At 69.2% G+C, this 25,888-nt stretch carries 23 protein-coding genes and 1 riboswitch; of the genes, 9 read left to right on the top strand and 14 right to left on the bottom strand.

Annotated features, from left to right (window positions below; genetic code table 11):
- The first annotated feature begins 61 nt into the window (after positions 1–61).
- Positions 62–1,090, top strand: a complete 1,029-nt coding sequence (locus DMH03_RS33490) for an AraC family transcriptional regulator (protein ID WP_125796025.1) — start codon at positions 62–64, stop codon at positions 1,088–1,090.
- On the opposite strand, the gene DMH03_RS33485 is transcribed toward DMH03_RS33490, so the two are convergent.
- Entirely contained in the window at positions 1,017–1,682 is a 666-nt protein-coding gene (locus DMH03_RS33485) for a TetR/AcrR family transcriptional regulator (protein WP_125796024.1), read from the bottom strand. The genes DMH03_RS33490 and DMH03_RS33485 overlap by 74 nt on opposite strands.
- A 125-nt stretch (positions 1,683–1,807) precedes the next feature.
- On the opposite strand from DMH03_RS33485, the gene DMH03_RS33480 reads away from it, so the two are divergent.
- Positions 1,808–2,086, top strand: a complete 279-nt coding sequence (locus DMH03_RS33480; protein ID WP_125796023.1) for a hypothetical protein — start codon at positions 1,808–1,810, stop codon at positions 2,084–2,086.
- A 12-nt stretch (positions 2,087–2,098) separates the two neighbouring features.
- On the opposite strand, the gene DMH03_RS33475 is transcribed toward DMH03_RS33480, so the two are convergent.
- The 3 genes from DMH03_RS33475 to paaI are packed head-to-tail and all read right to left on the bottom strand — an operon-like array spanning position 2,099 to position 4,361.
- On the bottom strand, positions 2,099–2,692 hold the full coding sequence (locus DMH03_RS33475) for a TetR/AcrR family transcriptional regulator (RefSeq protein ID WP_125785704.1): 594 nt from the start codon (positions 2,690–2,692) through the stop codon (positions 2,099–2,101).
- Positions 2,689–3,972 (bottom strand): phenylacetate--CoA ligase PaaK, encoded by a 1,284-nt coding sequence (gene paaK / locus DMH03_RS33470; protein ID WP_125796022.1) that lies wholly within the window; start codon positions 3,970–3,972, stop codon positions 2,689–2,691. The genes DMH03_RS33475 and paaK overlap by 4 nt, the downstream gene beginning before the upstream one ends.
- Complete coding sequence (gene paaI / locus DMH03_RS33465) at positions 3,969–4,361, bottom strand: hydroxyphenylacetyl-CoA thioesterase PaaI (RefSeq protein WP_199749141.1); 393 nt, start codon at positions 4,359–4,361, stop codon at positions 3,969–3,971. The genes paaK and paaI overlap by 4 nt, the downstream gene beginning before the upstream one ends.
- A 200-nt stretch (positions 4,362–4,561) precedes the next feature.
- On the opposite strand from paaI, the gene paaZ reads away from it, so the two are divergent.
- The 6 genes from paaZ to paaE are packed head-to-tail and all read left to right on the top strand — an operon-like array spanning position 4,562 to position 10,224.
- Entirely contained in the window at positions 4,562–6,592 is a 2,031-nt protein-coding gene (gene paaZ / locus DMH03_RS33460) for a phenylacetic acid degradation bifunctional protein PaaZ (RefSeq protein WP_125796020.1), read from the top strand.
- Positions 6,589–7,527 carry a 1,2-phenylacetyl-CoA epoxidase subunit PaaA gene (paaA, locus tag DMH03_RS33455; RefSeq protein WP_125796019.1) on the top strand — a complete coding sequence of 313 codons (939 nt, stop codon included), beginning with the start codon at positions 6,589–6,591 and terminating at the stop codon, positions 7,525–7,527. Before paaZ ends, paaA begins: the two co-directional genes overlap by 4 nt.
- Positions 7,527–7,811 carry a 1,2-phenylacetyl-CoA epoxidase subunit PaaB gene (gene paaB / locus DMH03_RS33450; RefSeq protein ID WP_005168080.1) on the top strand — a complete coding sequence of 95 codons (285 nt, stop codon included), beginning with the start codon at positions 7,527–7,529 and terminating at the stop codon, positions 7,809–7,811. The genes paaA and paaB overlap by 1 nt, the downstream gene beginning before the upstream one ends.
- Position 7,812: 1 nt before the next feature.
- A complete protein-coding gene (gene paaC, locus DMH03_RS33445) occupies positions 7,813–8,670 on the top strand; it encodes a 1,2-phenylacetyl-CoA epoxidase subunit PaaC (RefSeq protein WP_125796018.1) in 858 nt (285 codons plus the stop codon).
- Complete coding sequence (paaD, locus tag DMH03_RS33440; RefSeq protein WP_125796017.1) at positions 8,664–9,152, top strand: 1,2-phenylacetyl-CoA epoxidase subunit PaaD; 489 nt, start codon at positions 8,664–8,666, stop codon at positions 9,150–9,152. Before paaC ends, paaD begins: the two co-directional genes overlap by 7 nt.
- Before the next feature lies 1 nt (position 9,153).
- On the top strand, positions 9,154–10,224 hold the full coding sequence (gene paaE / locus DMH03_RS33435; protein WP_125796016.1) for a 1,2-phenylacetyl-CoA epoxidase subunit PaaE: 1,071 nt from the start codon (positions 9,154–9,156) through the stop codon (positions 10,222–10,224).
- Between the two features lie 62 nt (positions 10,225–10,286).
- Here the strand turns inward: paaE and DMH03_RS33430 are convergent, their stop codons facing one another.
- The 3 genes from DMH03_RS33430 to DMH03_RS33420 all read right to left on the bottom strand — a co-directional run bounded on the left by DMH03_RS33430 (position 10,287) and on the right by DMH03_RS33420 (position 13,823).
- On the bottom strand, positions 10,287–11,858 hold the full coding sequence (locus DMH03_RS33430; RefSeq protein WP_125796015.1) for an ABC-F family ATP-binding cassette domain-containing protein: 1,572 nt from the start codon (positions 11,856–11,858) through the stop codon (positions 10,287–10,289).
- A gap of 290 nt (positions 11,859–12,148) precedes the next feature.
- Positions 12,149–13,327 (bottom strand): HNH endonuclease signature motif containing protein, encoded by a 1,179-nt coding sequence (locus DMH03_RS33425; RefSeq protein ID WP_233611799.1) that lies wholly within the window; start codon positions 13,325–13,327, stop codon positions 12,149–12,151.
- A 307-nt stretch (positions 13,328–13,634) separates the two neighbouring features.
- A complete protein-coding gene (locus tag DMH03_RS33420; RefSeq protein ID WP_125796014.1) occupies positions 13,635–13,823 on the bottom strand; it encodes a hypothetical protein in 189 nt (62 codons plus the stop codon).
- An 84-nt stretch (positions 13,824–13,907) separates the two neighbouring features.
- On the opposite strand from DMH03_RS33420, the gene DMH03_RS33415 reads away from it, so the two are divergent.
- Entirely contained in the window at positions 13,908–14,996 is a 1,089-nt protein-coding gene (locus DMH03_RS33415) for a dihydrofolate reductase family protein (RefSeq protein WP_125796013.1), read from the top strand.
- Positions 14,997–15,200: 204 nt separating this feature from the next.
- On the opposite strand, the gene cobN is transcribed toward DMH03_RS33415, so the two are convergent.
- The 7 genes from cobN to DMH03_RS33380 all read right to left on the bottom strand — a co-directional run bounded on the left by cobN (position 15,201) and on the right by DMH03_RS33380 (position 25,772).
- Positions 15,201–18,782, bottom strand: a complete 3,582-nt coding sequence (gene cobN / locus DMH03_RS33410; RefSeq protein ID WP_125796012.1) for a cobaltochelatase subunit CobN — start codon at positions 18,780–18,782, stop codon at positions 15,201–15,203.
- 53 nt (positions 18,783–18,835) lie between these two features.
- A riboswitch (cobalamin riboswitch) is annotated at positions 18,836–18,907 on the bottom strand.
- Between the two features lie 53 nt (positions 18,908–18,960).
- Positions 18,961–19,638: a response regulator transcription factor gene (locus DMH03_RS33405; protein ID WP_125796011.1), complete on the bottom strand. Its 678-nt coding sequence runs from the start codon at positions 19,636–19,638 to the stop codon at positions 18,961–18,963.
- Positions 19,623–21,086 carry a HAMP domain-containing sensor histidine kinase gene (locus tag DMH03_RS33400; protein WP_233611779.1) on the bottom strand — a complete coding sequence of 488 codons (1,464 nt, stop codon included), beginning with the start codon at positions 21,084–21,086 and terminating at the stop codon, positions 19,623–19,625. The genes DMH03_RS33405 and DMH03_RS33400 overlap by 16 nt, the downstream gene beginning before the upstream one ends.
- Positions 21,073–21,318: a small hydrophilic protein gene (locus DMH03_RS33395; protein ID WP_125796010.1), complete on the bottom strand. Its 246-nt coding sequence runs from the start codon at positions 21,316–21,318 to the stop codon at positions 21,073–21,075. Before DMH03_RS33395 ends, DMH03_RS33400 begins: the two co-directional genes overlap by 14 nt.
- Positions 21,319–21,374: 56 nt before the next feature.
- Entirely contained in the window at positions 21,375–22,529 is a 1,155-nt protein-coding gene (locus tag DMH03_RS33390; RefSeq protein ID WP_125796009.1) for a glycerate kinase, read from the bottom strand.
- A gap of 17 nt (positions 22,530–22,546) precedes the next feature.
- Positions 22,547–23,983 carry an SLC13 family permease gene (locus DMH03_RS33385; RefSeq protein ID WP_125796008.1) on the bottom strand — a complete coding sequence of 479 codons (1,437 nt, stop codon included), beginning with the start codon at positions 23,981–23,983 and terminating at the stop codon, positions 22,547–22,549.
- 535 nt (positions 23,984–24,518) lie between these two features.
- The gene (locus tag DMH03_RS33380) at positions 24,519–25,772 is read right to left on the bottom strand and encodes an HNH endonuclease signature motif containing protein (RefSeq protein WP_125796007.1); all 1,254 of its coding nucleotides are present in this window, start codon (positions 25,770–25,772) and stop codon (positions 24,519–24,521) included.
- Positions 25,773–25,888: the final 116 nt, after the last annotated feature.

Genomic DNA, 25,888 nt, shown 5'->3' with positions numbered 1-25,888 from the left:
GGATCAAGGACAGTTACGGTCCTCAATGCGCCGATCGTCGTCGCGATCCATAATCCCGGCCATGGAACTACCGCCGCCGGTGATCCGGGACTGGGACTACCCGCGCGGCACGGCGAGCATCGTGCTCATGGCGCGCTTCGCCGCCGAGAACGGCGTCACGGGGCTGGAGTCGTACGAGTACGCACCCGTGGACGGCCAAGTCGACGCGCGGCAGGAGCTCGCGGTGGTCCGGGCAGTGGTCCGCGGGCTCGGTGCCGGGGACGACGTCGCGCTGCGGTTGAGCAGGCGGTACCGCGTGAGCGCGTTCGGCATTTTCGGGTTCGCGTGCATCAGCAGCCCGACGCTGGGGGACGCGATGCGCTTCGCCCTGCGATACCTGGACCTGAGTTTCACCTTCTGCATCCCGCATGTGACCGTCGAGGCCGGGCGGCTCGGGCTGGCCATGGACGACAGCCGTGTACCGGGCGACGTCGCCCGCTTCCTGCTGCTGCGCGACCTCGGTGCCATCCACACCGTCATGCGCGACATCCTGCCGGACATCTCCCTGCGCTCCTTGGCCTTCCGCCACGATCGACCCTCCACAGTGGACGAATACGTGCGGACCTTCGGCCTGGCGCCGTCGTTCTCCGCGCCGTCACACTTGGCCACCCTGGACCCGCTGTTCCTCGACAAACCGCTGCCGCAGGCCAACGACCAGACGGTCGCGGTGTGCGCCGCGCAATGCGACCTGCTGGTGTCGCGGAAACGGGAACGCTCCGGGATCGCGCAGCAGGTCCGGGAACGGCTGGTGCGGCTCGGCGGCGTCGACGCGGGGATGGAGGAGGTCGCGCGGCAGCTCGCGCTCAGCCCGCGCACGCTGCGACGGCGGCTGTTCGAGGCCGGGACCGGCTACCGCGCGCTGCTGGACGAGGTCCGTCAGACACTGGCGGAGGAAATGCTCGACACCGGCGCGCTCAGCGTGGAGGACGTCGCGCTGCGGCTGGGTTACGCCGAGGCGTCGAGCTTCATCTACGCGTTCAAACGCTGGAAGGGGATGACGCCGGCGGCGTACGCCCGGCGGAACGCGTTGCGAGCACGGCCGGGTAGGTGACCCGCAGCAGGTGCAGGATCGACTCGGTGAGGAAGACCCGAAGCTCCTCGCGGCCGAGCGTGCCGCGGATCAGCCATTCGCGTGACGCGGCCCGCAGCATCCCGCCGTACGAACGGATCATCGCGCGCAGTTCCTCGCGACCCTCGGTGACATCGCTCATCAGCGCGGCCGCGAGCACACGGTCGGCGGCGATCTCGTCGGCCTCCCGCATGATCCGCTCGATCTCCGGATCGCGGCCCACCGCCTCCGGCCCGATCGCCGTCAGCCACGCCTGCTCGTTGCGCTCGACGACCTCGATCCAATGCCGGACGCTGATCGCGAGCCGCTCCTCGGCCGTCGTGTCGGGCAGGTTCTCGATCACCGGCGCCGGCACGATCATCATCTGCCGGACGACCTCCAGATACAGCTCCCGCTTGCCGCCGAAGTAGTGGTTGATCAGCGGTCTGGCCACCCCCGCGGCCTTCGCGATGTCCGAGGTCGAAACCGAGGCGTACGTGCCCGCGCCGAACAACCGCCGGGCCGCGGTCAGGATCTCGGCACGCCGGGCGGCCGGTTCGAGGCGGCGCCGCCGGATCTCCGGATCGGTGCTCATGGGCCGAGCGTAACCGTTTCACGTGACCGCCTGCCGTTACTCATTCGGAACAACCCGCCGGTAACCCCAGGGGCCCTCGCGGCGACGTTCGGGGCGGGGGGACCGGGCGTTATGGGTAGGGACGAATGGCCAGTGCCGAACGCGAGCCGGTTTGCCGTACCGGCCGGTGGGTCAGTGTGCGGCTGCAGCATCGTGACGTCCGGATCCAAGGTGACAGCGGGGCGGAATCCGTCTCGTACGCGGGGATCGTGATCACCAGTTTCGAGAACGGTGCCGAGGTCGGCGAACGTTGGATCCCGCTCGGGGTCGATCCGTCGGAGGCCGACGACGAACAGCTCATCCAGCAGTTGCGCGACGCGCTGATCTGGCAGGCGCGACGGCCGCCCAAGGCCGCGGGTGAGTAACGACCCGCGCCCCTACTGGGTCCGAAGGCCGTCGAACGCGATCTTGCACACCGCGTCCGCCAGTTCCGTCCCGGCCGAGCCCCGCCGCGGCCGGTACCACTCGATGAGCGAGTTCACCATGCCGTACAGGAGCCGCGCGGTGACCGCGGGATCGATGTCGGGCCGCACGTCGCCTTCGGTTTCGGCCTGTTTCACCAGTTCCGTGACGAGCCGGTCGAATTCCCGCCGCCGCGCCAGCGCCGCGCGCTCGATCTTGGTGTTGCCGCGCACCCGCAGCAGCAGCGTCACGAACGGCAACTGCTCGACCAGCACGAGGACACTGCCCCGCACCAGATGTTCCAGCTTCTCGATGGCCTTGCCCTCGAAGGATTCCGTCTCGGCGGCGACGGCGAACAGACCGTTCAGCGCGCGGTCGACGGCGAGCCGCAGGAGTTCCTCTTTGCTCGGCACGTGGTGGTAGATCGCGGATTTCGTGATGCCGAGTTTGCGGGAGAGGTCTTCCATGCTGGTGCCGTCGTAGCCGCGTTCGTTGAACAGTTTGACCGCGACCTGCAGCAGCGACTCGAGGTCGTAGCCGGGGCGCCCCCGGCGGGCGGGGGTGTTCAACCGCGGTCCCGTTCGTCGAGTACGCGGCGCATCTTGCCCAGCGAACGTTCGAGGGTGTCAGGGTCGACGACCTCGACGCCGACGCTCACGCCGACCCCGTCCTTGACCCCGGCGATCAGCCGGGCGGCGGCTTCGGCACGCTGCTCGGTGGTCGCGTCCGGGCGGGCTTCGACGCGGACCGTCAGGTGGTCCATCCGGCCCTTCGTGGACCGGATCAGCTGGAAATGCGGCGCGAGCGCGGGGGTCACCAGCACGACTTCCTCGATCTGCGTGGGGAAGACGTTGACGCCACGCAGGATGATCATGTCATCGCTGCGCCCGGTGACCTTCTCCATCCGCCGGTACGCCGGTCGCGCGGTGCCCGGGAGCAGCCGGGTGAGGTCGCGTGTGCGGTACCGGATGATCGGCAGCGCCTGTTTGGTGAGCGAGGTGAACAGCAGTTCGCCCTCGGCGTCGGTGGGTTTCTCGGTGAACGGGTCGATCACCTCGGGGAAGAAGTGGTCCTCCCAGATGTGCAGCCCGTCCTTCGTCTCGACGCATTCCTGCGCGACACCGGGGCCCATCACCTCGGACAGGCCGTAGATGTCGACGGCGTCGATGCCGACGCGTTCCTCGATCTCCGCGCGCATCTGTTCGGTCCACGGCTCGGCGCCGAAGATGCCGACCTTCAGCGAACTCGTCTGCGGGTCGACACCCTGGCGTTCGAACTCGTCGAGCAGCGTGAGCATGTACGACGGCGTGACCATGATGATCTCGGGTTTGAAGTCGGTGATGATCTGCACCTGGCGTGCGGTCATGCCGCCGGACGCCGGGATCACCGTGCAACCCAGTTTCTCGGCGCCGTAGTGCGCGCCGAGGCCGCCGGTGAACAGTCCGTATCCGTAGGCCACGTGGACCTTGTCGCCAGGACGCCCGCCCGCCGCGCGGATCGAGCGCGCCATCACCGTCGCCCAGGTGTCGATGTCTTCGGATGTGTAACCGACGACGGTCGGCTTGCCGGTGGTCCCGCTGGACGCGTGGATGCGGCTGACCTGCGCTTCCGGCACGGCGAACATGCCGAACGGGTAGTTGTCGCGCAGGTCCTGCTTCGTGGTGAAGGGGAACTTCGCCAGGTCTTCGAGCGCCTTGCAGTCGTCCGGGTGAACGCCGGCTTCGTCGAACTTCCGTTGGTAGAACGGCACGTTGTCGTAGGCGTGCCCCAGCGTCCACCGGAGGCGCTTCAGTTGCAGCGCCTGGAGTTCGTCGATGGTCAGGTTCTCGGCGTCGTCGCTGAAAGTCATCGTTGGGGCGCCTTCTCGATGGTGCGGCTGCGGCCGCGGAATTCGGCGACGACCTCCGGCCCGTCGGGGGTCTCCCGGTGCACGGTGACGTCGTAGATGCCGTTGCGGCCGTAGCGGGTCCGCTCGGTGGCGGTGGCGATGAGGTGGTCGCCGAGTTTGCCCGCGGCGACGAAGGAGATCTCCGCGCCCGAGGCGACAGTGACCGGGCCATGGCTGTTGCAGGCGCAGGCGAACGTCGTGTCGGCCAGCAGGAAGACGTAGCCACCGTGGGCGATGCCGTGCCCGTTGACCATCGTCTCGGTGATCCGCATGGTGGCGACGGCGTGCCCTTCGGCGGCCTCGACCAGCTCGATCCCCAGCGCGCTCGACGCCAGGTCGTCGGCGAACATCGCGTGCGCCGCGTTGGTCGTCATCACACCACCTGTTACTGACCGAATGGACGGTTGTTAAAGGGTGCCGCAAGTAAAGGCGCGCTTCCGGGTGGATGTCAAGGATCCGCCGCCGTCCGGGGGTTTGCAAGACCCGGGACGCGAGCTACAGTGAATTACTGAACGGACGGTCTGTTAATCCCACCATGAAGGGTCGCCCCATGGCATTGCTGCGCAGCTACGTCTCCGGCGGATGGCACACGGCGGAAAACGACGGCGTACCGCTGCACGACGCCTCGACCGGTGAGGAGGTCGCCCGGGTCTCGTCCGAGGGCGTCGACTTCGCCGCTGCCCTGGAATATGGCCGCCGCGTCGGCGGCCCCGCGCTGCGTGAGCTGACCTTCCACCAGCGCGCCGCACTGCTGAAGGCACTGGCCTCCCACCTGCGCGAACACCGCGACGAGCTGTACGCGCTCTCCGCGCGCACCGGCGCGACCAAGACCGACTCGATGGTCGACATCGACGGCGGCATCGGCGTCCTGTTCGCCTACTCCAGCAAGGGCAAGCGCGAGCTGCCGAACGACACCGTCTACGTCGACGGCAACGTCGAGCCGCTGAGCAAGGGCGGCACCTTCGTCGCCCAGCACATCGCCGTGCCGCTGCGCGGGGTCGCCGTCCAGATCAACGCCTTCAACTTCCCGGTCTGGGGCCCGCTGGAGAAGTTCGCGCCCGCGTTCCTCGCCGGGGTGCCGAGCCTCGTCAAGCCCGCCAGTCAGACCGCGTACCTCACCGCGCGGCTGGTCGAGATCATCATCGACTCCGGCATCCTGCCCGAGGGCACGCTGCAGTTCGTCGCTGGCAGCGTCGGCGACCTGCTCGACCACGTCACCGCGCAGGACCTCGTCTCGTTCACCGGCTCCGCGTCGACGGCGCAGAAGCTGCGCGCGCATCCCGCGGTCGTGCGCAACTCCGTCCGGTTCAACGCCGAGGCCGACTCGCTGAACCTGTCGATCCTCGGTCCGGACGCCAAACCCGGCACGACCGAGTTCGACCTCTTCGTCAAGCAGCTGACCACCGAGATGACGGTCAAGGCAGGCCAGAAGTGCACCGCCATCCGCCGCGCCTTCGTCCCCGCCGACCTGCTGGACGACGTCGCCGAGGCCGCGAGCGCGCGGCTGGCGAAGGTCACCATCGGCAACCCCACCGCCGAGGGGGTCCGGATGGGCGCGCTCGCGAGCCTGGAGCAGCGTGAGGAGGTCCGGCGGTCGCTCAAGGCGCTGCTGGACGTCGGCACGGTCGTCTTCGGCGACCCGGAGCGGGTCGAGGTCGTCGGCGCGGACGCCGAACGCGGCGCGTTCATCTCGCCGGTACTGCTGAAGGCGGACCCGGAGCGTTCCGAGCCGCACGAGGTCGAGGCGTTCGGCCCGGTGTCGACGCTGCTGCCGTACACCTCCACCGAGCAGGTCATCGAGCTCGCCGCACGCGGCGGTGGCAGCCTCGTGGGTTCCGTCGTTTCCGCCGACCAGGAGTTCGTGCGCGAGGTCGTCCTCGGCGTCGCGCCGTTCCACGGCCGCCTGCTGGTGCTCGACGCCGACGACGCCAAGGAGTCCACCGGCCACGGTTCCCCGATGCCGCAGCTGGTGCACGGCGGTCCCGGCGGCGCCGGTGGTGGCGAGGAGATGGGTGGCATCCGCGGCGTGCTGCACCACATGCAGCGCACGGCCGTCCAGGGCAGCCCGAAGGTGCTCAGCACGGTCACCGGTCGCTGGGTCGCGGGTGCACCGAGGACCGAAGGCGACGTCCACCCGTTCCGGAAGTCGTTGGCGGAGCTGAAGATCGGCGACTCCGTCGTCGCCGGGCCGCGCGAGGTCCTGCAGTCCGACGTCGACCACTTCGCCGAGTTCACCGGCGACACCTTCTACGCCCACACCGATCCCGAAGCCGCGGCGGCGAACCCGCTGTTCGGCGGGATCGTGGCGCACGGGTACCTCGTGGTCTCGTTCGCCGCCGGCCTGTTCGTCTCGCCGGAGCCCGGTCCGGTGCTGGCCAACTACGGCCTGGAGAACCTGCGGTTCCTCACCCCGGTCAAGGTCGGTGACTCGCTGACCGTGACCCTGACCGCCAAGCAGATCACCCCGCGCATCGACCAGGAGTACGGCGAAGTCCGTTGGGACGCCGACGTCACCAACCAGGACGGCGACTCGGTCGCGAAGTACGACGTGCTCACCCTGGTCGCCAAGGAGCAGTCATGACGGCCACCCTCCCTGAGGAAGACCTCGAACAGCACTTCGAAGCGACCATCGCGCGTGATCAGCGCATCGAGCCGCGCGACTGGGTGCCCGAGGGCTACCGCAAGACGATGATCCGGCAGATCGCGCAGCACGCGCATTCGGAGATCATCGGCATGCAGCCGGAGGGCAACTGGATCACCCGCGCGCCTTCCTTGCGGCGCAAGGCGATCCTGCTCGCGAAGGTGCAGGACGAAGCCGGGCACGGGCTGTACCTGTACTCCGCGGCGGCCACGCTCGGCGCCGACCGCGCGGATCTGACCGACAAACTGATCAACGGCAAGCAGAAGTACTCGTCGATCTTCAACTACCCGACGCTGACCTTCGCCGACGTCGGCGTGATCGGCTGGCTGGTCGACGGCGCGGCGATCTGCAACCAGGTTCCCCTGTGCCGCAGCTCGTACGGGCCGTACGCGCGCGCCATGATCCGCATCTGCAAGGAGGAGTCCTTCCACCAGCGGCAGGGCTTCGAGCTGCTGATGACGATGATGCGCGGCACGGACGAGCAGCGGGAAATGGTGCAGGAGGCGGTGAACCGCTGGTGGTGGCCGTCGCTGATGATGTTCGGCCCGCCCGACGCCGATTCGCCGAACACCGCGCAGTCGATGGCGTGGAAGGTCAAACGGCACACCAACGACGAACTGCGCCAGCGTTTTGTCGACATGTCCATCCCGCAGGCGGAGGCGCTGGGCGTCACCTTCCCGGACCCGGACCTGAAGTGGAACGCCGAGCGCGGGCACTACGACTTCGGCGCCGTCGACTGGGACGAGTTCAAGAACGTGTTGAAGGGCAACGGCCCCTGCAACGCCCAGCGCATCGCACATCGGCGCCGGGCACAGGAAGACGGCGCGTGGGTGCGGGAAGCCGCGTCGGCGCACGCAGCGAAGAAGGGTTCGTGATGAAACACGACTGGCCGTTGTACGAGGTGTTCGTCCGGGGCAAGCGCGGCCTGAACCACGTGCACGTGGGTTCGCTGCACGCCGCCGACGACGACATGGCGCTGCACCACGCGCGGGATCTGTACACCCGCCGCAACGAGGGCGTGTCGATCTGGGTCGTGCGCGCGTCGGACATCACGGCGTCCTCGCCGGACGAGAAGGACCCGTTCTTCGCGCCCAGCGGTGACAAGGTGTACCGGCACCCGACGTTCTACGACATCCCCGACAACGTTCCGCACATCTGACATGAGCTTCGACAACGCCTACGAGGCGATCACCGAGGAAAACGACGCGCGCTGGGCCTTCGGCACCGGGTTCGAGGATCCGCTGTCCGGTGTGGACACCACGGTTCCGTCCGGTGTGGACGGTGCGCGGCTGGCCGCGTACTGCCTGATGCTCGGCGACGACGCGCTGATCTTTTCGCACCGGCTGCAGGAGTGGTGCACGAACGCGCCCGAACTCGAGGACGAGGTCGCGATCGCGAACATCGCGCTCGACCTGCTCGGACAGGCGCGACTGCTGCTCGCTCGCGCGGGCAAGGCCGACGGCAGCGACCGCACCGAGGACTCGTACGCCTTCTTCCGGAGTGAGCTGGAGTACCGCAACGTCCGGCTCGCCGAACTCGACGGCGGGCACTTCGGGCATCTGATCGCGCGGCTGCTGGTGTTCTCGATCTGGCGGCTCGCCTTGTTGCAGCGGTTGCAGACCAGCGTGGACCCGGTGCTCGCGGCCATCGCGGACAAGGGTGTCAAGGAAGTCGCGTACCACCGCGACTACGCCGCCCAATGGGCCGTGCGCCTCGGCGACGGCACCGAACTGTCGCACTCGCGGATGCAGGAGGGCCTGGACGCGGTCTGGCCGTACGTCGACGAGTTGTTCACGGCGCACGAAGTCGAGTTCGTCGAGTCGCCGTCGCTGCGGCCGGAGTTCGACGCGATCCTCGACCAGGTGCTGGCCGTCGCGAAGCTGAAGCGCCCCGAAATCGGTGCCATCGCCGGGGTTTCCGGCCGGATGGGCCGTGACGGCGTGCACACCGAACGGATGGGCTTCCTGCTGGCGACCCTGCAGAGTGTCGCCAGGGAACATCCGGACGCGACATGGTGACCGCGTACGCCGTGGCGGCCACGGTCACCGATCCGGAACTGCCGATGCTCACCCTCGCCGACCTCGGCGTGCTGCGTGAAGTGTCCGAATCCGGCGGTCGGGTGGTCGTCGCGATCACCCCGACCTACACCGGCTGCCCGGCGATGGACACCATGCGCGACGACCTCGTGCACGCGCTCACCGGCGCGGGCTACGGCGAGGTCGAGGTCCGCACGGTGCTTCAGCCCGCTTGGTCCACGGACTGGATCACCGAGGACGGCAAGCGGAAGCTGGCCGAAGCGGGCATCGCGCCGCCGGGCGCCGCGCCGCGCCGGACCGGCCCGATCCCGCTCACGCTGAGCGCGCCGGTGTCGTCGGTGCGCTGCCCGCGCTGCGGCTCGGCGGACACCGAAGAGCAGTCCCGGTTCAGCGCGACCGCGTGCAAAGCCCTGCGCCGCTGCCGGTTCTGCCTCGAACCGTTCGAACACGTCAAGGAGATCTAGCGTGACCGCCACCCTGCGCCGCACGGGCTTCCACACCCTCAAGGTGTCCGACGTCCAGCGCTTGTGCGACGACGCCGTCGCGATGACCTTCGACGTCCCCGAAAACCTCGCGGACACCTTTCGCTTCAAGGCCGGCCAATCGCTGACCCTGCGCCGCCAGATCGACGGCCGCGACGAGCGCCGTTCGTATTCGATCTGCGCGCCCGCCGGCGCGGCACCGCGCGTCGGTGTCCGCGAAGTTCCGGGCGGACTGTTCTCGTCGTGGCTCGTGCACGACGTGAAGCCCGGCGACGAGATCGAAGTCGCGCCGCCGACCGGCAGCTTCACCCCGGACCTGAACGTTTCTGGGCACCACGTGCTGATCGCGGCCGGATCCGGGATCACGCCGGTGCTGTCGATCGCGTCTTCGCTGCTCAGCGACTCCGACGCCACGGTGACCGTGCTCTACGGCAACCGCCGGACGGACACCGTCATGTTCGCCGACGACCTCGCGGACCTGAAAGACCGTCATCCCGCGCGGCTCGAACTCGTCCACGTGCTCTCCCGCGAGCCGCGCGAGGCCGAACTGTTCACCGGGCGGCTCGATGTGGAGAAGCTGCGGCGCCTGTGCACCGTGCTGATCCCGGTCGAGGACGTCGCGCACTGGTGGCTGTGCGGGCCGTTCGAGATGGTGACCGGCGCGCAGGAACTGCTGCGCTCGCTGGACGTCTCCGAAGATCGTGTCCACCAGGAACTGTTCTATGTGGACACTCCGCCGGAGCCGGTGCACCACATCGACCCGGCCGTCGTGGGTGCGTCCAGTGAGGTCACGCTGGTCCTCGACGGCCGGTCGACGACGATGACGCTACCGCGAAGCTCCTCTCTGCTCGACGGTGCGCAGAAGTACCGCCCGGACCTGCCGTTCGCCTGCAAGGGCGGCGTATGCGGCACCTGCCGGGCGAAGATCTGCGACGGCAAGGTGGACATGCGGCGCAACTTCGCCCTGGAGAAGGCCGAAGTCGACGCCGGTTTCGTGCTCACCTGCCAGTCGGTGCCGGTGTCCGCGGCCGTCACCGTGGACTACGACGCCTGACCACCCCCGCATTTCGTCCTCTGAATGCGGTAGTTGCACACGCAAGTACCGCATTCAGAGGACTAATCGCGGAGAGGTAGCCAGCGGGTGATGCCGATGTCCTTCAGGAACGGCCGGTCGTGGCTTGCCACGATCAGCGTGCCCCGGTAGGCCAGCAACGCCTCGGTCAGGCGCCGCACGCTCGCCAGGTCGAGGTTGTTCGTCGGCTCGTCGAGCAGCAGCAGGCGCGGCGTGGGCTCGGTCAGCAACAGGGTCGCCAGCGCCGCCCGGAAGCGTTCCCCGCCGGACAGCGACGCCACCTCGCGGTCGGCCGCCTTGCCACGGAACAGGAACCGCGCCAGCCTCGCGCGGATCTCGTTGTCCGTGAGCGACGGCGCGACCAGCCGCACATTGTCCACAATGGACACCGACTCGTCGAGAATGTCGATCCGCTGGGGGAGCAGCCTGGCTGGCACGAACAGCCCCACGTCACCCGACTCCGGCGGGAGTTCGCCGGTGATCGTGCGGAGCAGGGTGGTCTTGCCCGAACCGTTGGGGCCGACGAGCGCGATCCGCTCGGGTCCCATGACGTGCAGGTTCACCGCAGGGCCGAACCGGGGCACGGCGTCGATCCGCAGCACGTCCGTTCCGCGTGGGACCGTCGTTTCCGGCAGCTCGACGCGGATTTCGGCGTCCTCGCGCACCAGTTCTTCGGCGGCCTTCAGCGTCTCGACGGCGTTCTCCAGCCTGTCGGTGTGCAGATTCCGGTACTTGCCCGCGGCGATCTGCGCGTCCTCCTGACGTTTGCGCATCCGCACCTTGGGTTCGCGTTTCCGGTCCCACATCTGCTGGCCGTAGCGGGCGCGCCGGGCGAGTTTGATGCCGGCCTCGACCAGCTCCCGCTTCTGCCGTTTGACGTCGGATTCCGCCGCCCGGACGTGTCGCCGCGCGGCTTCCTGCGCGACTTCGATGGCGTGCTCGTAGTCGTCGAGATTGCCGCCGTACACGGGGACCTCGCGCTCACGGACCTCGGCGATCCGATCGACCAGCCGCAGCAATTCGCGGTCGTGCGAGACCACCACCAGGATGCCGCCCCAGCTCTCCACCTCGCGGTGCACCAGTTCGCGTGCCCGCAGGTCGAGATTGTTGGTCGGCTCGTCGAGCAGCAGCGCGGCGGGACGGCGCAGGAGCAGAGCGGCCAGCCCGAGCAGCGTGAGTTCGCCGCCGGACAGCTCGCCCGCCCGCTGGTCCAGGCGGACGGCGTCGAGGCCGAGCCTGCCGAGGATCGCGCGGATGCGCTCCTCGACGTCCCAGTTGTCGCCGATGGTGGCGAAGTGCTCCTCGGCGTCATCACCGTTCTCGACGGCCTTGATCGCCGTGCGGATCGCGGTGACACCCAGCAGGTCGTCGACGCGGCGGCCGGTGTCGAGGACGAGGTTCTGGGGCAGGTACCCGAGTTCACCCGGTGTGGTGATGGAGCCTGTGGTGGCTCGCAGGTCGCCGGCGAGCAGCCTGAGCAGCGTGGACTTACCGGAACCGTTGGTGCCGACCAGACCGGTGCGACCGGCCCCGATGGTGAGCGAAAGGCGCTCGAACACCGGAACACCGTCCGGCCAGGTGAAGGTGACGTCGGAAAGCGTCAAGGAAGAAGACATGAGACTCCCTGCGAAGGAGGTGGATTACGGGCGCAGGTTCGTCTCAGAAGATCACCGCGACAGGCTAGCCGAGCGTCGGCTTCGGTGCGACCGATTTTCTCCGGGCCGCCTGTTGTCCGCCGCCTGTTGTCCGCCGCGGTCTCGCAGGGGGCGCGAATGCGGTCCGCGCGGTTTCGTGCTCACCATGGCTCACGGTGCCGGTGCCGGTGTCCGGCGCGGTGACGGTGGACTTCGACGCGTGAGGGGGACCTGAGCGAAGTGGGGCCGGTTGCCGTTTCGCGGCAACAGGGTCAGAACGGTGGTTCCTCGGCACGGGGTGGGTGCAGAGGTGGAGGCGTGCTGTCGTAGGTCTGGCCGGTCGGTGTGGTGATCGTCAGGGTTCCGTCCGGTGCCAGCCGGTAGATCCACCCGGGTTCGTCCTTGAGCCGATGGTCGCGGCGGCAGAAGTCGATGAGGTCGCCGGCGTCGGTGTTCCCCTGGAACTGCCACGGGATGGAGTGGTCGAGATCGCAGGCCTGAGCGGGCCGGTGGCAGCCCGGTCTTCGGCATTCGCGGTCGCGGACCCGGACGAACTCGTCAAGACCGGCCGTCGGGCGATAGCGGTCCCGGCCGAGGTCCGCGACCTGACCTGACAGCGGGTCGGTGATGATCCGCCGCAGCACCGTGTCGGGTCCGCTCGCGATATGCCGCGCCAGCGATGCCGGGATGTGGCCGTGTCCGGCCATTTCCGCCGGGTCGTCGTTGAGGCCGAGGTAGGTGAAGAGGTCCATGTAAAGGAATACTTCGGGGCGTTCACTTTTCCCGCCGCTGCCGCCCAACAGGAGGTCGAGGGCGACGTCGGCGCGAAGCTGGTCCAAAGTGCGAGTCTCGTCACCGGTCTTGAGCGCGCGGGCCTCCCGGTTGATCCGGTTGTAGGCGGCGGTGACCTTCTCCACCGGGCCGTCCTCGATCTCCAGCGAGGCCACGCCCGCCTCACCCTGACTCACCACGAGCCGTCGGCCTTCGCGGGCTTGCTCGCAGCGCTTGTCCGCGCCCTCACGATCGACGGTCGTCGCCGCGTGGTTCGCCGCTTTGCGGATCTGGTCGGCGTTCTTGCCGGGCAATCGGTCTTCCAGCAAGGCGTCGGCGGCGAGCGCGTGCTCGTCGGACAGCCACGCGGTGGCCGTCACGACTTTCATCGCGCCGAACCCGTCCACTTGGCCCTTGTCCATCAAGCCAAGGGTGCGGGGCAGCCTGGTGGTCAACGCGTCGGCCGCGGCGACCAGCCCGGCCGCATACTTGTCGCCCACCGACAGGGCGAACGCGACTTCCTGAGTGACGCTACGCGCGCCTTCGCGATGCCGGTTCAGCTGGGACAGGGCACGGTAACGGATCGCCTCCAGCCGGGCGATCCCCGCTGACGCCGCTTTCGCGAGGGCGACGGATTCGTTGTCGTCCAACGAATCCGCGGCGGCATTGATGGCCTTCAGGTTGTCGGGGCTGGTGATTTCTTCGAGTATCGCCACAGCGGTGGCTCGGGATGTGTCCACCCGATGAACCTACAACCCGCCACCGACAGTTCTGGATCATGCGACTGCCATCACCGTCGCCGATATTCGGTAATGCCAGTGGTGGCAAGGGAAATTCGGGATGTGCGCGCTTGGCGATGTTCGCCCGGTAGTGGTAAACGGTGTGAGGACGGGACTTCTTGAGCGCTGGCCTTGGAATCAGGGTGTCTCTGCCGGTAATAGTCGCCGGTGTGTCGACCGTTATCGCGCTGTGTGGGTGCTCCCTGGCTTACGCGAGCAGGCGTTGCCGTTTTGCGGTAACGGCGCCGCTGAGTCGACTCCGATCACGCGATACCGGGTCGTCCCCCGGATCCTGCGGGCAGTCGTTGCCAAATTCCGGCAACGGCACCGGCGCGTCGACCTCGATCACCAGGGGGCGTTCCGGATCCCACGCCAAGCCATTGCCGAATTCCGGCAACGGAGCACCTGACGCAAGCCAACCGCCCCGAGACAAGGTCCGTCACCTCGGCGACCCGCGACCGGCCGGGGCATACTGACGAGCGTGACCGAACGCCCTCACGTCCTGCTGTCCGCCGCGGTTTCGCTGGACGGCTACCTCGACGACGCGACCGACACCCGGCTGGTGCTGTCCAACGACGAGGACTGGGCCAGGGTGGACGGGCTGCGCGCGGCGTCCGACGCGATCCTCGTCGGCGCGAACACGGTTCGCGCGGACAATCCGCGCCTGTTGATCCGTTCGCCGGAGCTCGTCGCGGAACGGGTCGCGGCGGGCCGTCCGGAGCAGCCGGTCAAGGTCACCCTCACGCGGAGTGGGTCACTCGATCCGGCGGCACAGTTCTTCACCGTCGGTGACGCGGAGAAACTGGTCTACGCCCCGCCCGGTGTCGTCACGGGAGTGAAGGCGACCGTCGTCGAACTGTCCGGCCTGCACGAAATGCTGGCGGATCTCTTCGCGCGCGGCGTGCGGCGGCTGATGGTCGAAGGCGGTGGCGCGATCCACACCCAGTTTCTCACCGAAGGCCTGGTCGACGAACTGCACCTGGCCATCGCGCCGTTCTTCGTCGGCGACCCGCTGGCGCCGCGCTTCGCCGACGAAGGCGCTTTTCCGCGCGGGCTGACGCTGGTTAAAAGCACACGGCTGGGGGACATCGCCGTACTGGAGTACCACTCGACGCCGGAACCGTCCGAAGTGGACATTCTGCGTCTGCGCGAGGCCATCGCTCTGGCCGAGAACTGCCCGCCGCGCACGTTCCGTGTCGGCGCCGTCATCACCGCCGCCGACGGCGAAGTGATCTCCACCGGTTACTCGGGCGACGGCGATCCCGCCAACCACGCGGAAGAAGCCGCCCTCGCCAAGCTCGAACCGGGAGATCCGAGACTGGCGGAGGCGACGATGTACACGTCGCTGGAGCCGTGCAGCTCGCGGACGTCACATCCGCGAAGCTGCACCCAGCTCATCCTCGACGCCGGCATCCCTCGCATCGTTTTCGCCTGGCGCGAGCCGTCGGTGTTCGTCGACTGCGTCGGCGCCGAAACGCTGGAGGCGGCCGGACGCCGGGTGATCGAGGTACCCGCCCTCGCCGCCGGCGTCCGCCGCGCGAACACCCACATTCCGGGTGTCCACCTCTGAACTTCTACTTGCAGGCGTCGCAGCAGCCGCAGCCCAGACCGGTGCACGCCGAGCAGCAACCGTGGCGAAGCACGACCTTCAACAGACGCTTGATCATCGCTGTCCTCCCGATCATTGACGTCCCACCGCCCTTGTCACGCTAAGTTCTGCGCATACGACAGTGGTACCGCCGGGAGTGCCATGGCGCTGCTCCAGCGGGTGACGTCAGGATTCGAGGTCGCCCTCCAGGGAGAGGTAGACCTCGCGCAGCTGAGCCAAAAGATCGGCGTCCGGTTCCGCCCAGAGCCCGCGGTCGGCCGCCTCGTTCAGCCGTTCGATGATGCCGCGCAATGCCCACGGATTCGCCTGGCGCAGGAACTCCTGGTTGACCTCGTCGAGCACGTAGGACTCGGTGAGCTTCTCGTACATCCAGTCGCCGACCACCCCGGCCGTGGCGTCGAAACCGAAGAGGTAGTCGACGGTCGCCGCCAGCTCGAAAGCGCCCTTGTAGCCGTGCTTGCGCATCGCCGCCAGCCAGCGTGGGTTGACCACGCGGGCACGGAAGACGCGGGCGGTCTCCTCGCCGAGGGTGCGCGTGCGGACCGCGTCCGGGGTGGTGCTGTCGCCGACGTAGGACGCGGGCGCGGTGCCGGTGAGCGCGCGGACCGTCGCGATCATCCCGCCGTGGTACTGGAAGTAGTCGTCGGAGTCGGCGATGTCGTGCTCGCGGGTGTCGGTGTTCTTGGCCGCGACCACGATCCGCTTGTACGAGTTCTCCATGTCCTCGCGCGCGGGCCTGCCGTCGAGGTCGCGACCGTAGGCGAAGCCGCCCCAGACCGCGTAGACCTCGGCGAGATCCTTGTCGTCGCGCCAGTTCCCGGAATCCATCAGCGGCAGCAGGCCCGCGCCGTACGCGCCGGGCTTGGAGCCGAAGATCCTCGTGGTGGCCCGGCGTTCGTCCCCGTGCGCGGCCAGATCCGCGCGGGTGTGGGCGCGGACGAAGTTCTGTTCGTCCGGTTCGTCGAGGTTCGCCACTAGGCGGACGGCGTCGTCCATCAGGCTGATCACATGCGGGAAGGCGTCGCGGAAGAAACCGCTGATCCGCACGGTGACGTCGATCCGCGGGCGGCCGAGTTCGGCGAGCGAGATGGCTTCGATCCCGGTGACCCGTCGCGAGGCCTCGTCCCAGACCGGCTGGACACCCAGCAGGGCAAGGACTTCCGCCGCGTCGTCACCCGACGTGCGCATGGCCGACGTGCCCCACACCGAGAGACCGACCGAACGCGGCCAGTCGCCCGTGTCCTCCTTGTAGCGGCGGAGAAGCGAGTCGGCGAGCGCCTGCCCGGTCTCCCAGGCGAGACGGCTCGGAATGGCCTTCGGGTCGACGGTGTAGAAGTTCCGGCCGGTCGGCAGCACGTTGATCAGGCCGCGCAGGGGGGAACCGCTGGGCCCGGCTGGGATGTAGCCGCCGTCGAGCGCGTGGAGCACGGCGTCGATCTCGGCGCCGGTGCCCGCCAGCCGCGGCACGATCTCGGTGGCGGCGAAGGTCAGCACGCGGGCGACCTCCTGGTGCTCCGGCACGTCGGCGACGACCTCCGCGACCGCGGCGGGGGACCAGTCCCTGGCCTCCATCGCCACGACGAGCGACCGGGCTTTCTGCTCGATGGCGTCCACTTCGGACAGTGGAGCGTCGCTGTTCTCCTTGAGCCCCAACGCGGAACGCAGGCCGGGGACCGCGCCCTGTTTGCCGCCCCACATCTGCTGGGCGCGCAGCATCGCGAGCACGAGGTTGATCCGCGCCTCGCCTTCCGGTGCGGCGCCGAGGATGTGCAGGCCGTCGCGGATCTGCGCGTCCTTGACCTCGCACAGCCAGCCGTCGATGTGCAGCAGGAAGTCGTCGAACTCGGCGTCGTGCGGACGTTCCTCGACACCGAGGTCGTGATCCAGTTTCGCGGCCTGGATCAGCGTCCAGATCTGCGCGCGGACCGCGGGCAGCTTCGCCGGGTCCATCGCGGCGATGTTGGCGTGCTCGTCGAGAAGCTGCTCCAGGCGGGCCATGTCGCCGTAGCTTTCGGCGCGCGCCATCGGCGGGATCAGGTGGTCGACGATCGTCGCGTGCGCGCGCCGTTTCGCCTGCGCGCCCTCGCCGGGGTCGTTGATCAGGAACGGGTAGATCAGCGGCAGGTTGCCGAGGACGGCGTCCGGCGCGCAGGAGTCCGACAGCCCCGCGGTCTTGCCGGGAAGCCATTCCAGCGAACCGTGTTTCCCGAGGTGGACGACGGCGTGCGCGCCGAACTCTTCTTCCAGCCAGCGGTACGCGGCCAGGTAGTGGTGGCTCGGCGGGAGGTCCGGGTTGTGGTAGATCGCCACCGGGTTCTCGCCGAAGCCTCGCGGCGGCTGGATCATCAGGATGACGTTGCCGGACTGCAGGGACGCCAGCACGATGTCGCCGTTGTCGACGTAGAGCTCACCGGGCGCAGGGCCCCAATGCTCCTCCATGCCCTCGCGCAGTTCCGCGGGCAGCTCGGCGAACCACGCGCGGTACTTGTCGGCGGGGACGCGGATCGGGTTGCCGGACAGCTGTTCCTCGGTGAGCCATTCCGGATCCTGGCCGCCCGCGGCGATGAGCGCGTGGATCAGCGCGTCGCCGTCGGGCTGGTCGGTGCCGGTGGGCTCGACGCCGGGGAATGGGTCCTCACCCAGGTCGTAGCCGCGCTCGCGCATGCGGCGCAGCAGTTCGATCGCGGACGCGGGCGTGTCGAGGCCGACGGCGTTGCCGACGCGGGAGTGCTTCGTCGGGTACGCGGAGAGCATCAGCGCGATCTTGCGCTCAGGGGGCGGCGTGTGGCGCAACCGGGCGTGGGCCAGCGCGATCTTCGCGACGCGGGACGCGCGCTCGGCGTCCGGCACGTACTTCGGGAGGCCGTCGTCGTCGATCTCCTTGAACGAGAACGGGACGGTGATGAGACGGCCGTCGAACTCGGGGACGGCCATCTGGTTGCCCGCGTCGAGCGGGGAGAGGCCGTCGTCGTTCGCGGACCACGTCTCGCGGTCGCTGGTCAGGCACAACGCCTGCAGGATCGGGATGTCGAGCGCGGCCATCTCGGCGACGTCCCACGCCTCGTCGTCCCCGCCCGCGCCGACCTCGGACGGCTTGGTGCCGCCGGCGGCCAGCACGGTGACCAGGAGCGCGTCGGCCTTGGCCAGCTCGGCCATCATCTCCGGCTCGCGGGTGCGCAGGGACGCGCAGTGGATCGGCAGCGCGCGGCCCCCGGCGTCCTCGACGGCGTCGGAAAGGGCGTGGACGAACTCGGTGTTGCCGGACAGGTGATGCGCCCGGTAGTAGAGGATCGCGATGACCGGACCCTCGGTGGTCTTGGGCGTGCGCTCGAGGACACCCCAGAGCGGCTGCACCGCGGGCGGCTCGAAGCCGTCACCCGTCAGAAGGAGCGTGTCGCTCAGGAAGCGGTGCAGCTGGGTGAGGTTCTCCGGCCCGCCCTGCGCGAGGTACGCGTGCGCCTCCGCCGCCGTGCCCGCCGGGACCGTGGACAGCTTCATGAGCTGCGCGTCCGGCGTCTGCTCACCACCGAGGACCACCACGTGCGCGCCGCTCGCGCGGACGGTGTCCAGTCCCTCCTGCCAGCTGCGTTCGGAGCCGAGGATCCGGACGACGACGATCGGGGCGCCTTCGAGCAGGGCCGGCAGCTCCGCCAGGTCGAGCCGGGCGGGGTTCGCCAGCCGGTACTCGGCCTCGCTGGAACGGGCGCTGAGCAGGTCGGTGTCCGAAGTGGACAGAAGCAGGATCACAGCAGTCCTCACTCGGGGTGTCCGCGCCCCGGGTCGTGCGGTCGCGCCGGCCGGAGTTCCTGGCTTCCCCTGATGGCTCAGGAGTGACAGTGGCGGGACCGCCCCGGACTCTCACCGGGTTCCTCCACCTGCCGACGCGTGGGTTCGGACTTCACTCTCCGGTGCGGTCCGGCGGGAGTCAAGGTGATGTGTAGCCGGGGTCGAACGCGTACCCCATGCCGCGGGCGGTGCGGATGTGGCCGGCGCCGATCTTGCGCCGCAGGGTGCGGACGTACACGTCGACGATGTTGGAGCCGGGGTCGAAGTCGTAACCCCACACGTGGGAGAGGATCTGCTCGCGGGTGAGCACCTGGCCCTGGTGGCGGATGAACAGCTCCAGGAGGGCGAACTCGCGTGAGGTCAGCTCCACGCCGGTGCCGTCGACGTCCGCGCGCCGGGTGCGCAGATCCAGCGACAGCGGACCGGCGTGCAGCACGGTGGTCTCGGCCACGAGTTCGGTGCGGCGCAACCGGAGCCTGATGCGGGCCAGCAGCTCGTCGAAGCGGAACGGTTTCGCCATGTAGTCGTCCGCCCCGCCTTCCAGCCCGGCCAGGGTGGTCTGCGGCGAATCGTGTGCGGTGAGGATCACCACCGGGGTGGTGTTGTGGTGATCGCGCAGGGTGCGCAGCACGGACAGGCCGTCGCGCGAAGGCAGGCCGAGGTCGAGCACCAGCAGGTCGTAGCCGTCGCCGAGGGCGTGCTGGAGGGCCTGTTCCCCGTCGGCGACCACGGTGGTGGTGAATCCGTTGGCGATCAGTCCTTTGCGGACGAACGAGGCGATGCGCTCCTCGTCCTCGGCGATCAGGATACGGGCCACGGCGTGCCTCCCGGTTGACTCGGCTCGACGGTGCGGACAGGGATTTCGATGGTGAACCGCGCGCCGCGCCCCGGCGCCGATTCCAGCCGGACCAGGCCGTCCTGTGCCTCGGCGATGGCGCGGACGATCGCCAGCCCGAGCCCGGCCCCGCTCCGGTGACCGCCCGACGGCCCCCGTTTGAACCGCTGGAAGATCGCCTCGGCGTCCTCCTGTGGCACCCCGGGACCGTGATCGGCCACCCAGAACGACACGGTGTCTTCGGACACGGCCGAGCCGATGAGGATCTCCGCGCCGTCTTCGGTGTGCTGGACGGCGTTCTGGGCCAGCTGCACCACAGCTTGGGTCATCCGCTGCTCGTCGAGCGCCACCTGCCCTTCACCGAGCGCCTCCAGCCGCCAGCGACGGTCGCCGATGGTGCGGACCTTGGCGTAGAGGTCGCTGGTCAGCTCGGTGACGTCGGTGGGGGCGATGGTGACGAAATCGGGCTGCTCGGCCTTGGCCAGCAGCAGGAGATCGCCGACGATGCGGTTCATCCGGTCCAGTTCGTCGACGCACAACCGGATCGCCTCGGCCCGCGCGACCGGGTCTTCGTCGAGCAGTTCGAGATGGCCGAGCACGATCGTGATGGGGGTCCGCAGTTCGTGCCCGGCGTCGTCGAGGAAACGCCGCTGCGTGGCGAACGCGACGTCGAGCCGGTCGAGCATGGCGTTGAACTGTTCGGCGAGCGCGGCCACGTCGTCACGGCCGTCCACCGGGATACGCCGGGTCAGGTCGTGTTCGGTGATCTCGGCGGCGGCGCGGCGCACCAGCCGCACCGGCGCGAGGATCTGGCCCGCGACCAGCCACGCCGCGGCCCCGGCCAGGACCAGCGCGAGCAGGCCGACGAACAGCAGGGTCCGCACGGTGGCGGCGATCTCGGCGCGGTCGCGGTCCACGAAGTAGCCGACGACGAAGGAACCCCTGTCGCCGTCGCGGGTGCCGGAAGCGTCGACGCGGATCCAGCGCATCTCCCCGGCCGGTGTCCGCGCGGTCCCGCTGCGCGCCGGGTCGGCGAGGATCGGGTCCAGCACCGCCGGGTGCTCACCCAGCCGGAACGGTTCTTCACGGTCCTGCAGGATCGGCCCGGACGACGGCGTCCAGGCCAGCACCACCTCGTCGTCGTCGACGTACTGGCGCCGCAGATGCGCCGTCAGCGCGGATCGGACGTCCGTGAACGGCTGCCCGGTGGCACGGTCGACCCCCTCGGCCAGCACCTGGCCCAGCTCGGCGGCCTCCTGTTCGAGCGCGGCGTTGACGTCGCTGTCGACCTCGCGCAGCAGCAGGTTGTAGGTGACCAGCGTCGTCGACACCGTCACCACCGCGACGAGCAGCAACAGCCAGCCCATGATCCGGATCCGCGCGGGAACCGCCCGCATCCTTGGCCGCCGCCGGGGTTCAGTCGTCGCCATCGACACCGTCGTCGTCCTGGTCGTCACCCGGCGGGACCGCCGACGGCGGTGGCACGACCAACGGCATGGAACTGCTGGTCGGTGGCGGGGCCGGTGCCGGGTGATCCCTCAGTTTCACCTCGATCGGCGCCCGCGGCGCGGGCGGTTCCGGCCACGCCCAGGTGACCGCCGCCGCACCGAGCGGGAGCGCCACGGCGGCGGCGAGGAGGGCGATACGCGGCGAGCGGGCCATGGAGCCACCTTCCCGGTCGTCGATGGGGTGAAGATGAGGACAAGATGAAGGAATCTTCACATAACGGGCGCTGACAGGCGCGTGCCGACGAGCACGATCCGCAGCATCCGCTCGGCGGCATCGGTGAGGAACTCCGCGCCGCGCAGGATCGCCTCGTCCAGACCCACCGGGCCGGGCTGGATGGCCTGGAAGGCGTCGATGCCGACGGCGTAGGTGGTGTCGGCGTCGATGCCGATCCGCCCGGCGAGCGCGATCACCGGCTTGCCGTGCGCCTTGGCCCGGCGGGCCACCTCGGCGGGCACCTTCCCGTGCGGGGTCTGGGCGTCGATCGTGCCTTCGGCGGTGACCACGAGATCGGCCGCGGCCAGCCTGGCGTCGAGGTCGACGTGGTCCAGCAGGACCTCGAAACGCGGCAGCAGCCGGGCTCCCAGCGCCGCACGCAAACCCGCGCCGAGACCGCCGGACGCGCCCGAACCGGGGGCGAGCGCGACGTCGGCGCCGAGATCACGGCGCAGCACCTCGGCCCAGTTGTCCAGCGCCGCCGCCAACCGCTCCACCTGTTCGGGCGTGGCGCCCTTCTGCGGGCCGAACACCCTGGCCACGCCGCGCGGGCCGCACAGGACGTTGTGCGGGTTGACCGCCAGCCGCAGTTCGGTGTCCGCCAGTCTGGGATCCAGCCCGGCGACGTCGATATGGCGCACGCGCGCCAGTTCCGCCCCGCCGGGGCCGACTTCCTGGCCCGCGCGGTCGAGTACCCGCGCCCCCAGCGCCTGGAGCGCCCCGGCCCCGCCGTCGGACACGCCTGAGTCACCGCAGCCGACGAGCACCGAGGAACAACCGGAGTCGAGCGCGGCGATCATCAGCTCGCCGACACCGCGGCTGGTGGTGCGACCGGGATCGCGACGGTCGACGGGCACCAGCCGCAGCCCCGCGGCCGCCGCCATCTCGACCACCGCCGTCGACCCGTCGCCGAGAATGGCGAAATGGGAGCGCACCGGCAGCCCGATCGGACCGGTGACGACGGTGTCCACCACCTTCCCGCCGGTGCTCCCGGCCAGCGCCGCGGCCGAACCCTCGCCGCCGTCCACCAGCGGGACGCGGTCGATCTCCGCGAACGGGACGACCCGCAGGACGCCCTCGGCGATGGCGTCGGCGGCGGCTTCGGCACCGAGACTTTCCTTGAACCCACTGGGGGCGACAACGATCCGCATGACTTCCTCCTGGTTGTTCACGGCACGAGCGGAAGGCCAAGGCAAGGCCAGACGAGCAAGGCGAAGACGGCGACGACGACCACGTGCAGCGGCGCGAGCACGCCCGACAGCCGGAGCAGGTCGCGGGACGAATAGGTCGGCACGCCGTCGATGTCGGAGAACAGGGCGACAGGTTTGGCGGAAGACGTGAGGGTGTGGCAGAACCCCGCCGCCGCGGTCGAGGCGAACACCGCCGCGGCCGGGGCGAGACCGGCGGCCGCCGCCAGCGGGATCACCACCGGCACCAGCACCGAAGACCGCGCCGACCGGGACTGCACCGCCAGATGCGCGGCCGTGCTCACCACGATCACCACCGTCAGCACCAGCCACGGCGGCGCGCTCCTGGCAGGACTCAAGGCCACGTCCGCCACCCACGCCGCCGCCCCCGACCCCACCAGCGCACTGCCCAGCGCGGCCGTCGCCGCGGTGAACAGCAGCAACGACCACGGCACCGTCTTCAGCGCCGTGCCCGTGGTGACCCGATGCGGCGGCACGCACATCGCCAACGCGCCGACGAGCCCGACCAGCGCGGGCGGCAGGCCGTGCCACGGTTCGGTGCACCACAGCACCAGCACCACCCCGACGGTGACCGCCGCGAACCGCTCCACCCGCGTCCACGGCCCGCGCGGCGGAAACAGCGCACGCAGGTCGAACCGGGCACGACGATCCTCACGGGTGGTGAACAGTCGCAGCACGACCTCGACCGCGAGGTGGGACGACACCACCGCCAGCGGCAGCCCCAGCAACAGCCAGCGCAGGAAGCCGATGCCGTCACCGGACGCTTCACGCAGGAGCTGATCGGCGACCAGATGCGCGCCCGCGCCGATGAGTGTCGAGACCGCCGACAACAGCACCACCGTCGGGAACAGCACCGCCAGCGCCCGGACCACCCGCGGCAACCCGGCGAGCGCGCCCGCCAACGCCGTGAACACCGGCACCGCCAGCGCCACCCGCCCCGACGTCGACGGGACCAGCAGTGACGAAACGACCAGTGCGACCGTCGACAGATGCGCCAGCCCCCGCACCGACCGCGCCCGCGCCGGCAACACAGCCACGAACCGGTCGACCAACCCCGAACCGGTCAACCCGGCGGCCAGCACGAACGCCGCGATCAGCAGCCACACCAGCTCCGCGCCGAGCGTGGCGAAGAGGTCGGTGGGCGCCAGGATCCCGATCACGGCGAGGACGGCCACCGCTGTCAGGGCGACCCATGTGTCGTCCAGGCGGGTCAGTACCCATGCGCCGACGGCCGCGGTGAACACGGCCAGCACGATCGCGCCGTGCCAGCCTGGTCCGCCGGGGATCAGCGCGGTGCCGAGTGCGGGTATGGCGGCGGCGGGGATCAGCCAGGCTCGGGTGGGTTTGCTTGGTGCTGGCTTTGGGGCTTGGCGGGTTGTGTAGCTGTAGCCGGTCACGGTGATCAGCTTGTGGCGCGCTCCTGAATCGTCCGTTAAGGACGGATGAGGAGGTCTTCATGTTCTCTTGCGGTGAGGACTGTGGGCCGTTGGATGACCAGAAATCCACACGGTCGTGGGTGATCGGTCCGGTCATGCGGGGCGCTCCTGTTCGTCGTTCCGTGAAGGGCCCCTTGAGGGACTCTGGGTCCCTCAAGGGGGCCTTTACGGAACGGGAAGTCTCGGTGGCACCGGCGGGTCGGAACTTGAGCGCGTGAAGGGGTCCTTTCCTCGGCTGAGCCGAGGGAAGGGGTCCTTCACGCGTTCCCTGGTACGTGAAGGACCCCTTCCTGTACCTAGGCGCAAGGAAGGGGTCCTTCATGTACTTCGAGCGGGCGAAGGTGGGCCCCCTCGGGACGCTCGCGAGCGTTCTGTCGTGAGATGAGGGCACCGCGGGTACCCAAGCAGGCCGCCGGAACACGCTCCCTTGACCCGGTGTTGTCCCCTGGGCATGGCGAGGGGCCCGTCGCCGGTGTGGCTGGCGGGCTCCTCGGGGTCAGCGGTGGTGGAGGGTGTTGCGGCGGGGTTTTCGGAGTGGATCTCGGTATTGGGGTGGGATGAATTCCGGTAACCCATCGGCTGCCATGCGGACTTGCCAGTCGCCGTGGTGGATCAGGCGGTGGTGGAAACCGCAGAGCAGCACGAGATTCCGGAGATCGGTGGGGCCTCCGTCTGCCCAGTGGTGAATGTGGTGTGCGTGGCAGTTCTTGGGCCGCCGATGACAGCCGGGGAACGCGCAGCCGCCGTCCCGGATGTTCAACGCACGGCGTTGGCCGGGAGTGACGAACCGTCGCAGCCGTCCCACGTCGAGGGGCTCACCAGCGGCGCTCATCACGACCGGCAGCATCAGGCAGTCGCAGGCCGCGAGCCGGGCCTCGCGGGCGGTCATCGTCCCGACGAAGTCGAGGCACGCGGTCCCGAGGCCGGATTTCAGTGCGTCGAGTCCGATGGTGACATGCAAGAGGGTGCGGTAGCCGTTGGTGCCGGGCTGGTCGGGGCAGGCGATCGCGAGGTCCAGGATGTCGACCCAGGCGTCGCCCATGCGTTCGCATTTCATCCGGAGATCGGCTTGGCCGAACTCGTCGACCGGGCGTGGCGCCGCGTGCGCCTCCAGCGCCGCCGCGGTGCGGGCACCGGTTTCGTCGTCGAGGAGACCGGTGAGTTTCCAGTAGCCGTCTTTGCGGCGCTCCAGGGTGATCTCGCGGCGCGGCTGGGCGGGTTCGGGATCTTTCGGCTCGTTGCCGTCGGGGTCGAGCCAGGCGAGCAGGTTCGCTTCAGCGTCCGCGAGCTGGCGGGGACCCGCGTCGCGGGCGAGGTCGGCGAGAATCTTCTCCGCACTCGCCCGATCCTCAGTCGAGGTATCGGCCGGGAGCTTCTTCAGAATCTCCAGAATTTGGTCGATCCGTTCATTCCCGACCAGCCCCTCCGCGGCGACAGCGGCGGTGGCGGGCGCGACAGGCGGAACCTCGGTACCGTCCAACGCGCGGGTCGGGTTCAGGGCGATCGCCCGATTCACCACCGCACCCGCCTCACCGACCGACAACCCCGCCACATCAGCGAACCAGTTCGCCGTGCGGCCATAGCCGTACAAGTCTTTGACACCCCGAGACTCGACCTCCGCCAAGAATCGCCCCAGACCGGCGGTGGCCATCCTGATCACCTGCAAGGACTGCTGCACGCCCTGGGCAAGCTCCAGCTTGCCGGCGCGCCACAGTTCCTGCGGCAACTCGGGAAGGAAGGTCTCGGACACCCCTCAAGAATACCGCAAAACAATCGAACAAGCGTTCGTAATTTTAAGCAACGTAACTGTTCAGGCTATTTTGATGTTTGTTGGTAGCCAAGGGTTTCCGGTGATGGCGTCGCGGA

Source organism: Amycolatopsis sp. WAC 01376, from assembly GCF_003947415.1.
Classification (GTDB): Bacteria; Actinomycetota; Actinomycetes; order Mycobacteriales; family Pseudonocardiaceae; genus Amycolatopsis.
This window is presented reverse-complemented; position numbering and strand designations above follow the sequence as displayed.

Excerpts from the sequence above, each read along its gene's own strand:
- DMH03_RS33490 (WP_125796025.1), top strand. The coding sequence starts at position 62 with ATGGAACTACCGCCGCCGGTGATCCGGGACTGGGACTACCCGCGCGGC.
- DMH03_RS33485 (WP_125796024.1), bottom strand. The coding sequence starts at position 1,682 with ATGAGCACCGATCCGGAGATCCGGCGGCGCCGCCTCGAACCGGCCGCC.
- DMH03_RS33480 (WP_125796023.1), top strand. The coding sequence starts at position 1,808 with ATGGCCAGTGCCGAACGCGAGCCGGTTTGCCGTACCGGCCGGTGGGTC.
- paaK (WP_125796022.1), bottom strand. The coding sequence starts at position 3,972 with ATGACTTTCAGCGACGACGCCGAGAACCTGACCATCGACGAACTCCAG.
- paaI (WP_199749141.1), bottom strand. The coding sequence starts at position 4,361 with ATGTTCGCCGACGACCTGGCGTCGAGCGCGCTGGGGATCGAGCTGGTC.
- paaZ (WP_125796020.1), top strand. The coding sequence starts at position 4,562 with ATGGCATTGCTGCGCAGCTACGTCTCCGGCGGATGGCACACGGCGGAA.
- paaA (WP_125796019.1), top strand. The coding sequence starts at position 6,589 with ATGACGGCCACCCTCCCTGAGGAAGACCTCGAACAGCACTTCGAAGCG.
- paaB (WP_005168080.1), top strand. The coding sequence starts at position 7,527 with ATGAAACACGACTGGCCGTTGTACGAGGTGTTCGTCCGGGGCAAGCGC.
- paaC (WP_125796018.1), top strand. The coding sequence starts at position 7,813 with ATGAGCTTCGACAACGCCTACGAGGCGATCACCGAGGAAAACGACGCG.
- paaD (WP_125796017.1), top strand. The coding sequence starts at position 8,664 with ATGGTGACCGCGTACGCCGTGGCGGCCACGGTCACCGATCCGGAACTG.
- DMH03_RS33430 (WP_125796015.1), bottom strand. The coding sequence starts at position 11,858 with ATGTCTTCTTCCTTGACGCTTTCCGACGTCACCTTCACCTGGCCGGAC.
- DMH03_RS33400 (WP_233611779.1), bottom strand. The coding sequence starts at position 21,086 with ATGGCGACGACTGAACCCCGGCGGCGGCCAAGGATGCGGGCGGTTCCC.
- DMH03_RS33395 (WP_125796010.1), bottom strand. The coding sequence starts at position 21,318 with ATGGCCCGCTCGCCGCGTATCGCCCTCCTCGCCGCCGCCGTGGCGCTC.
- DMH03_RS33390 (WP_125796009.1), bottom strand. The coding sequence starts at position 22,529 with ATGCGGATCGTTGTCGCCCCCAGTGGGTTCAAGGAAAGTCTCGGTGCC.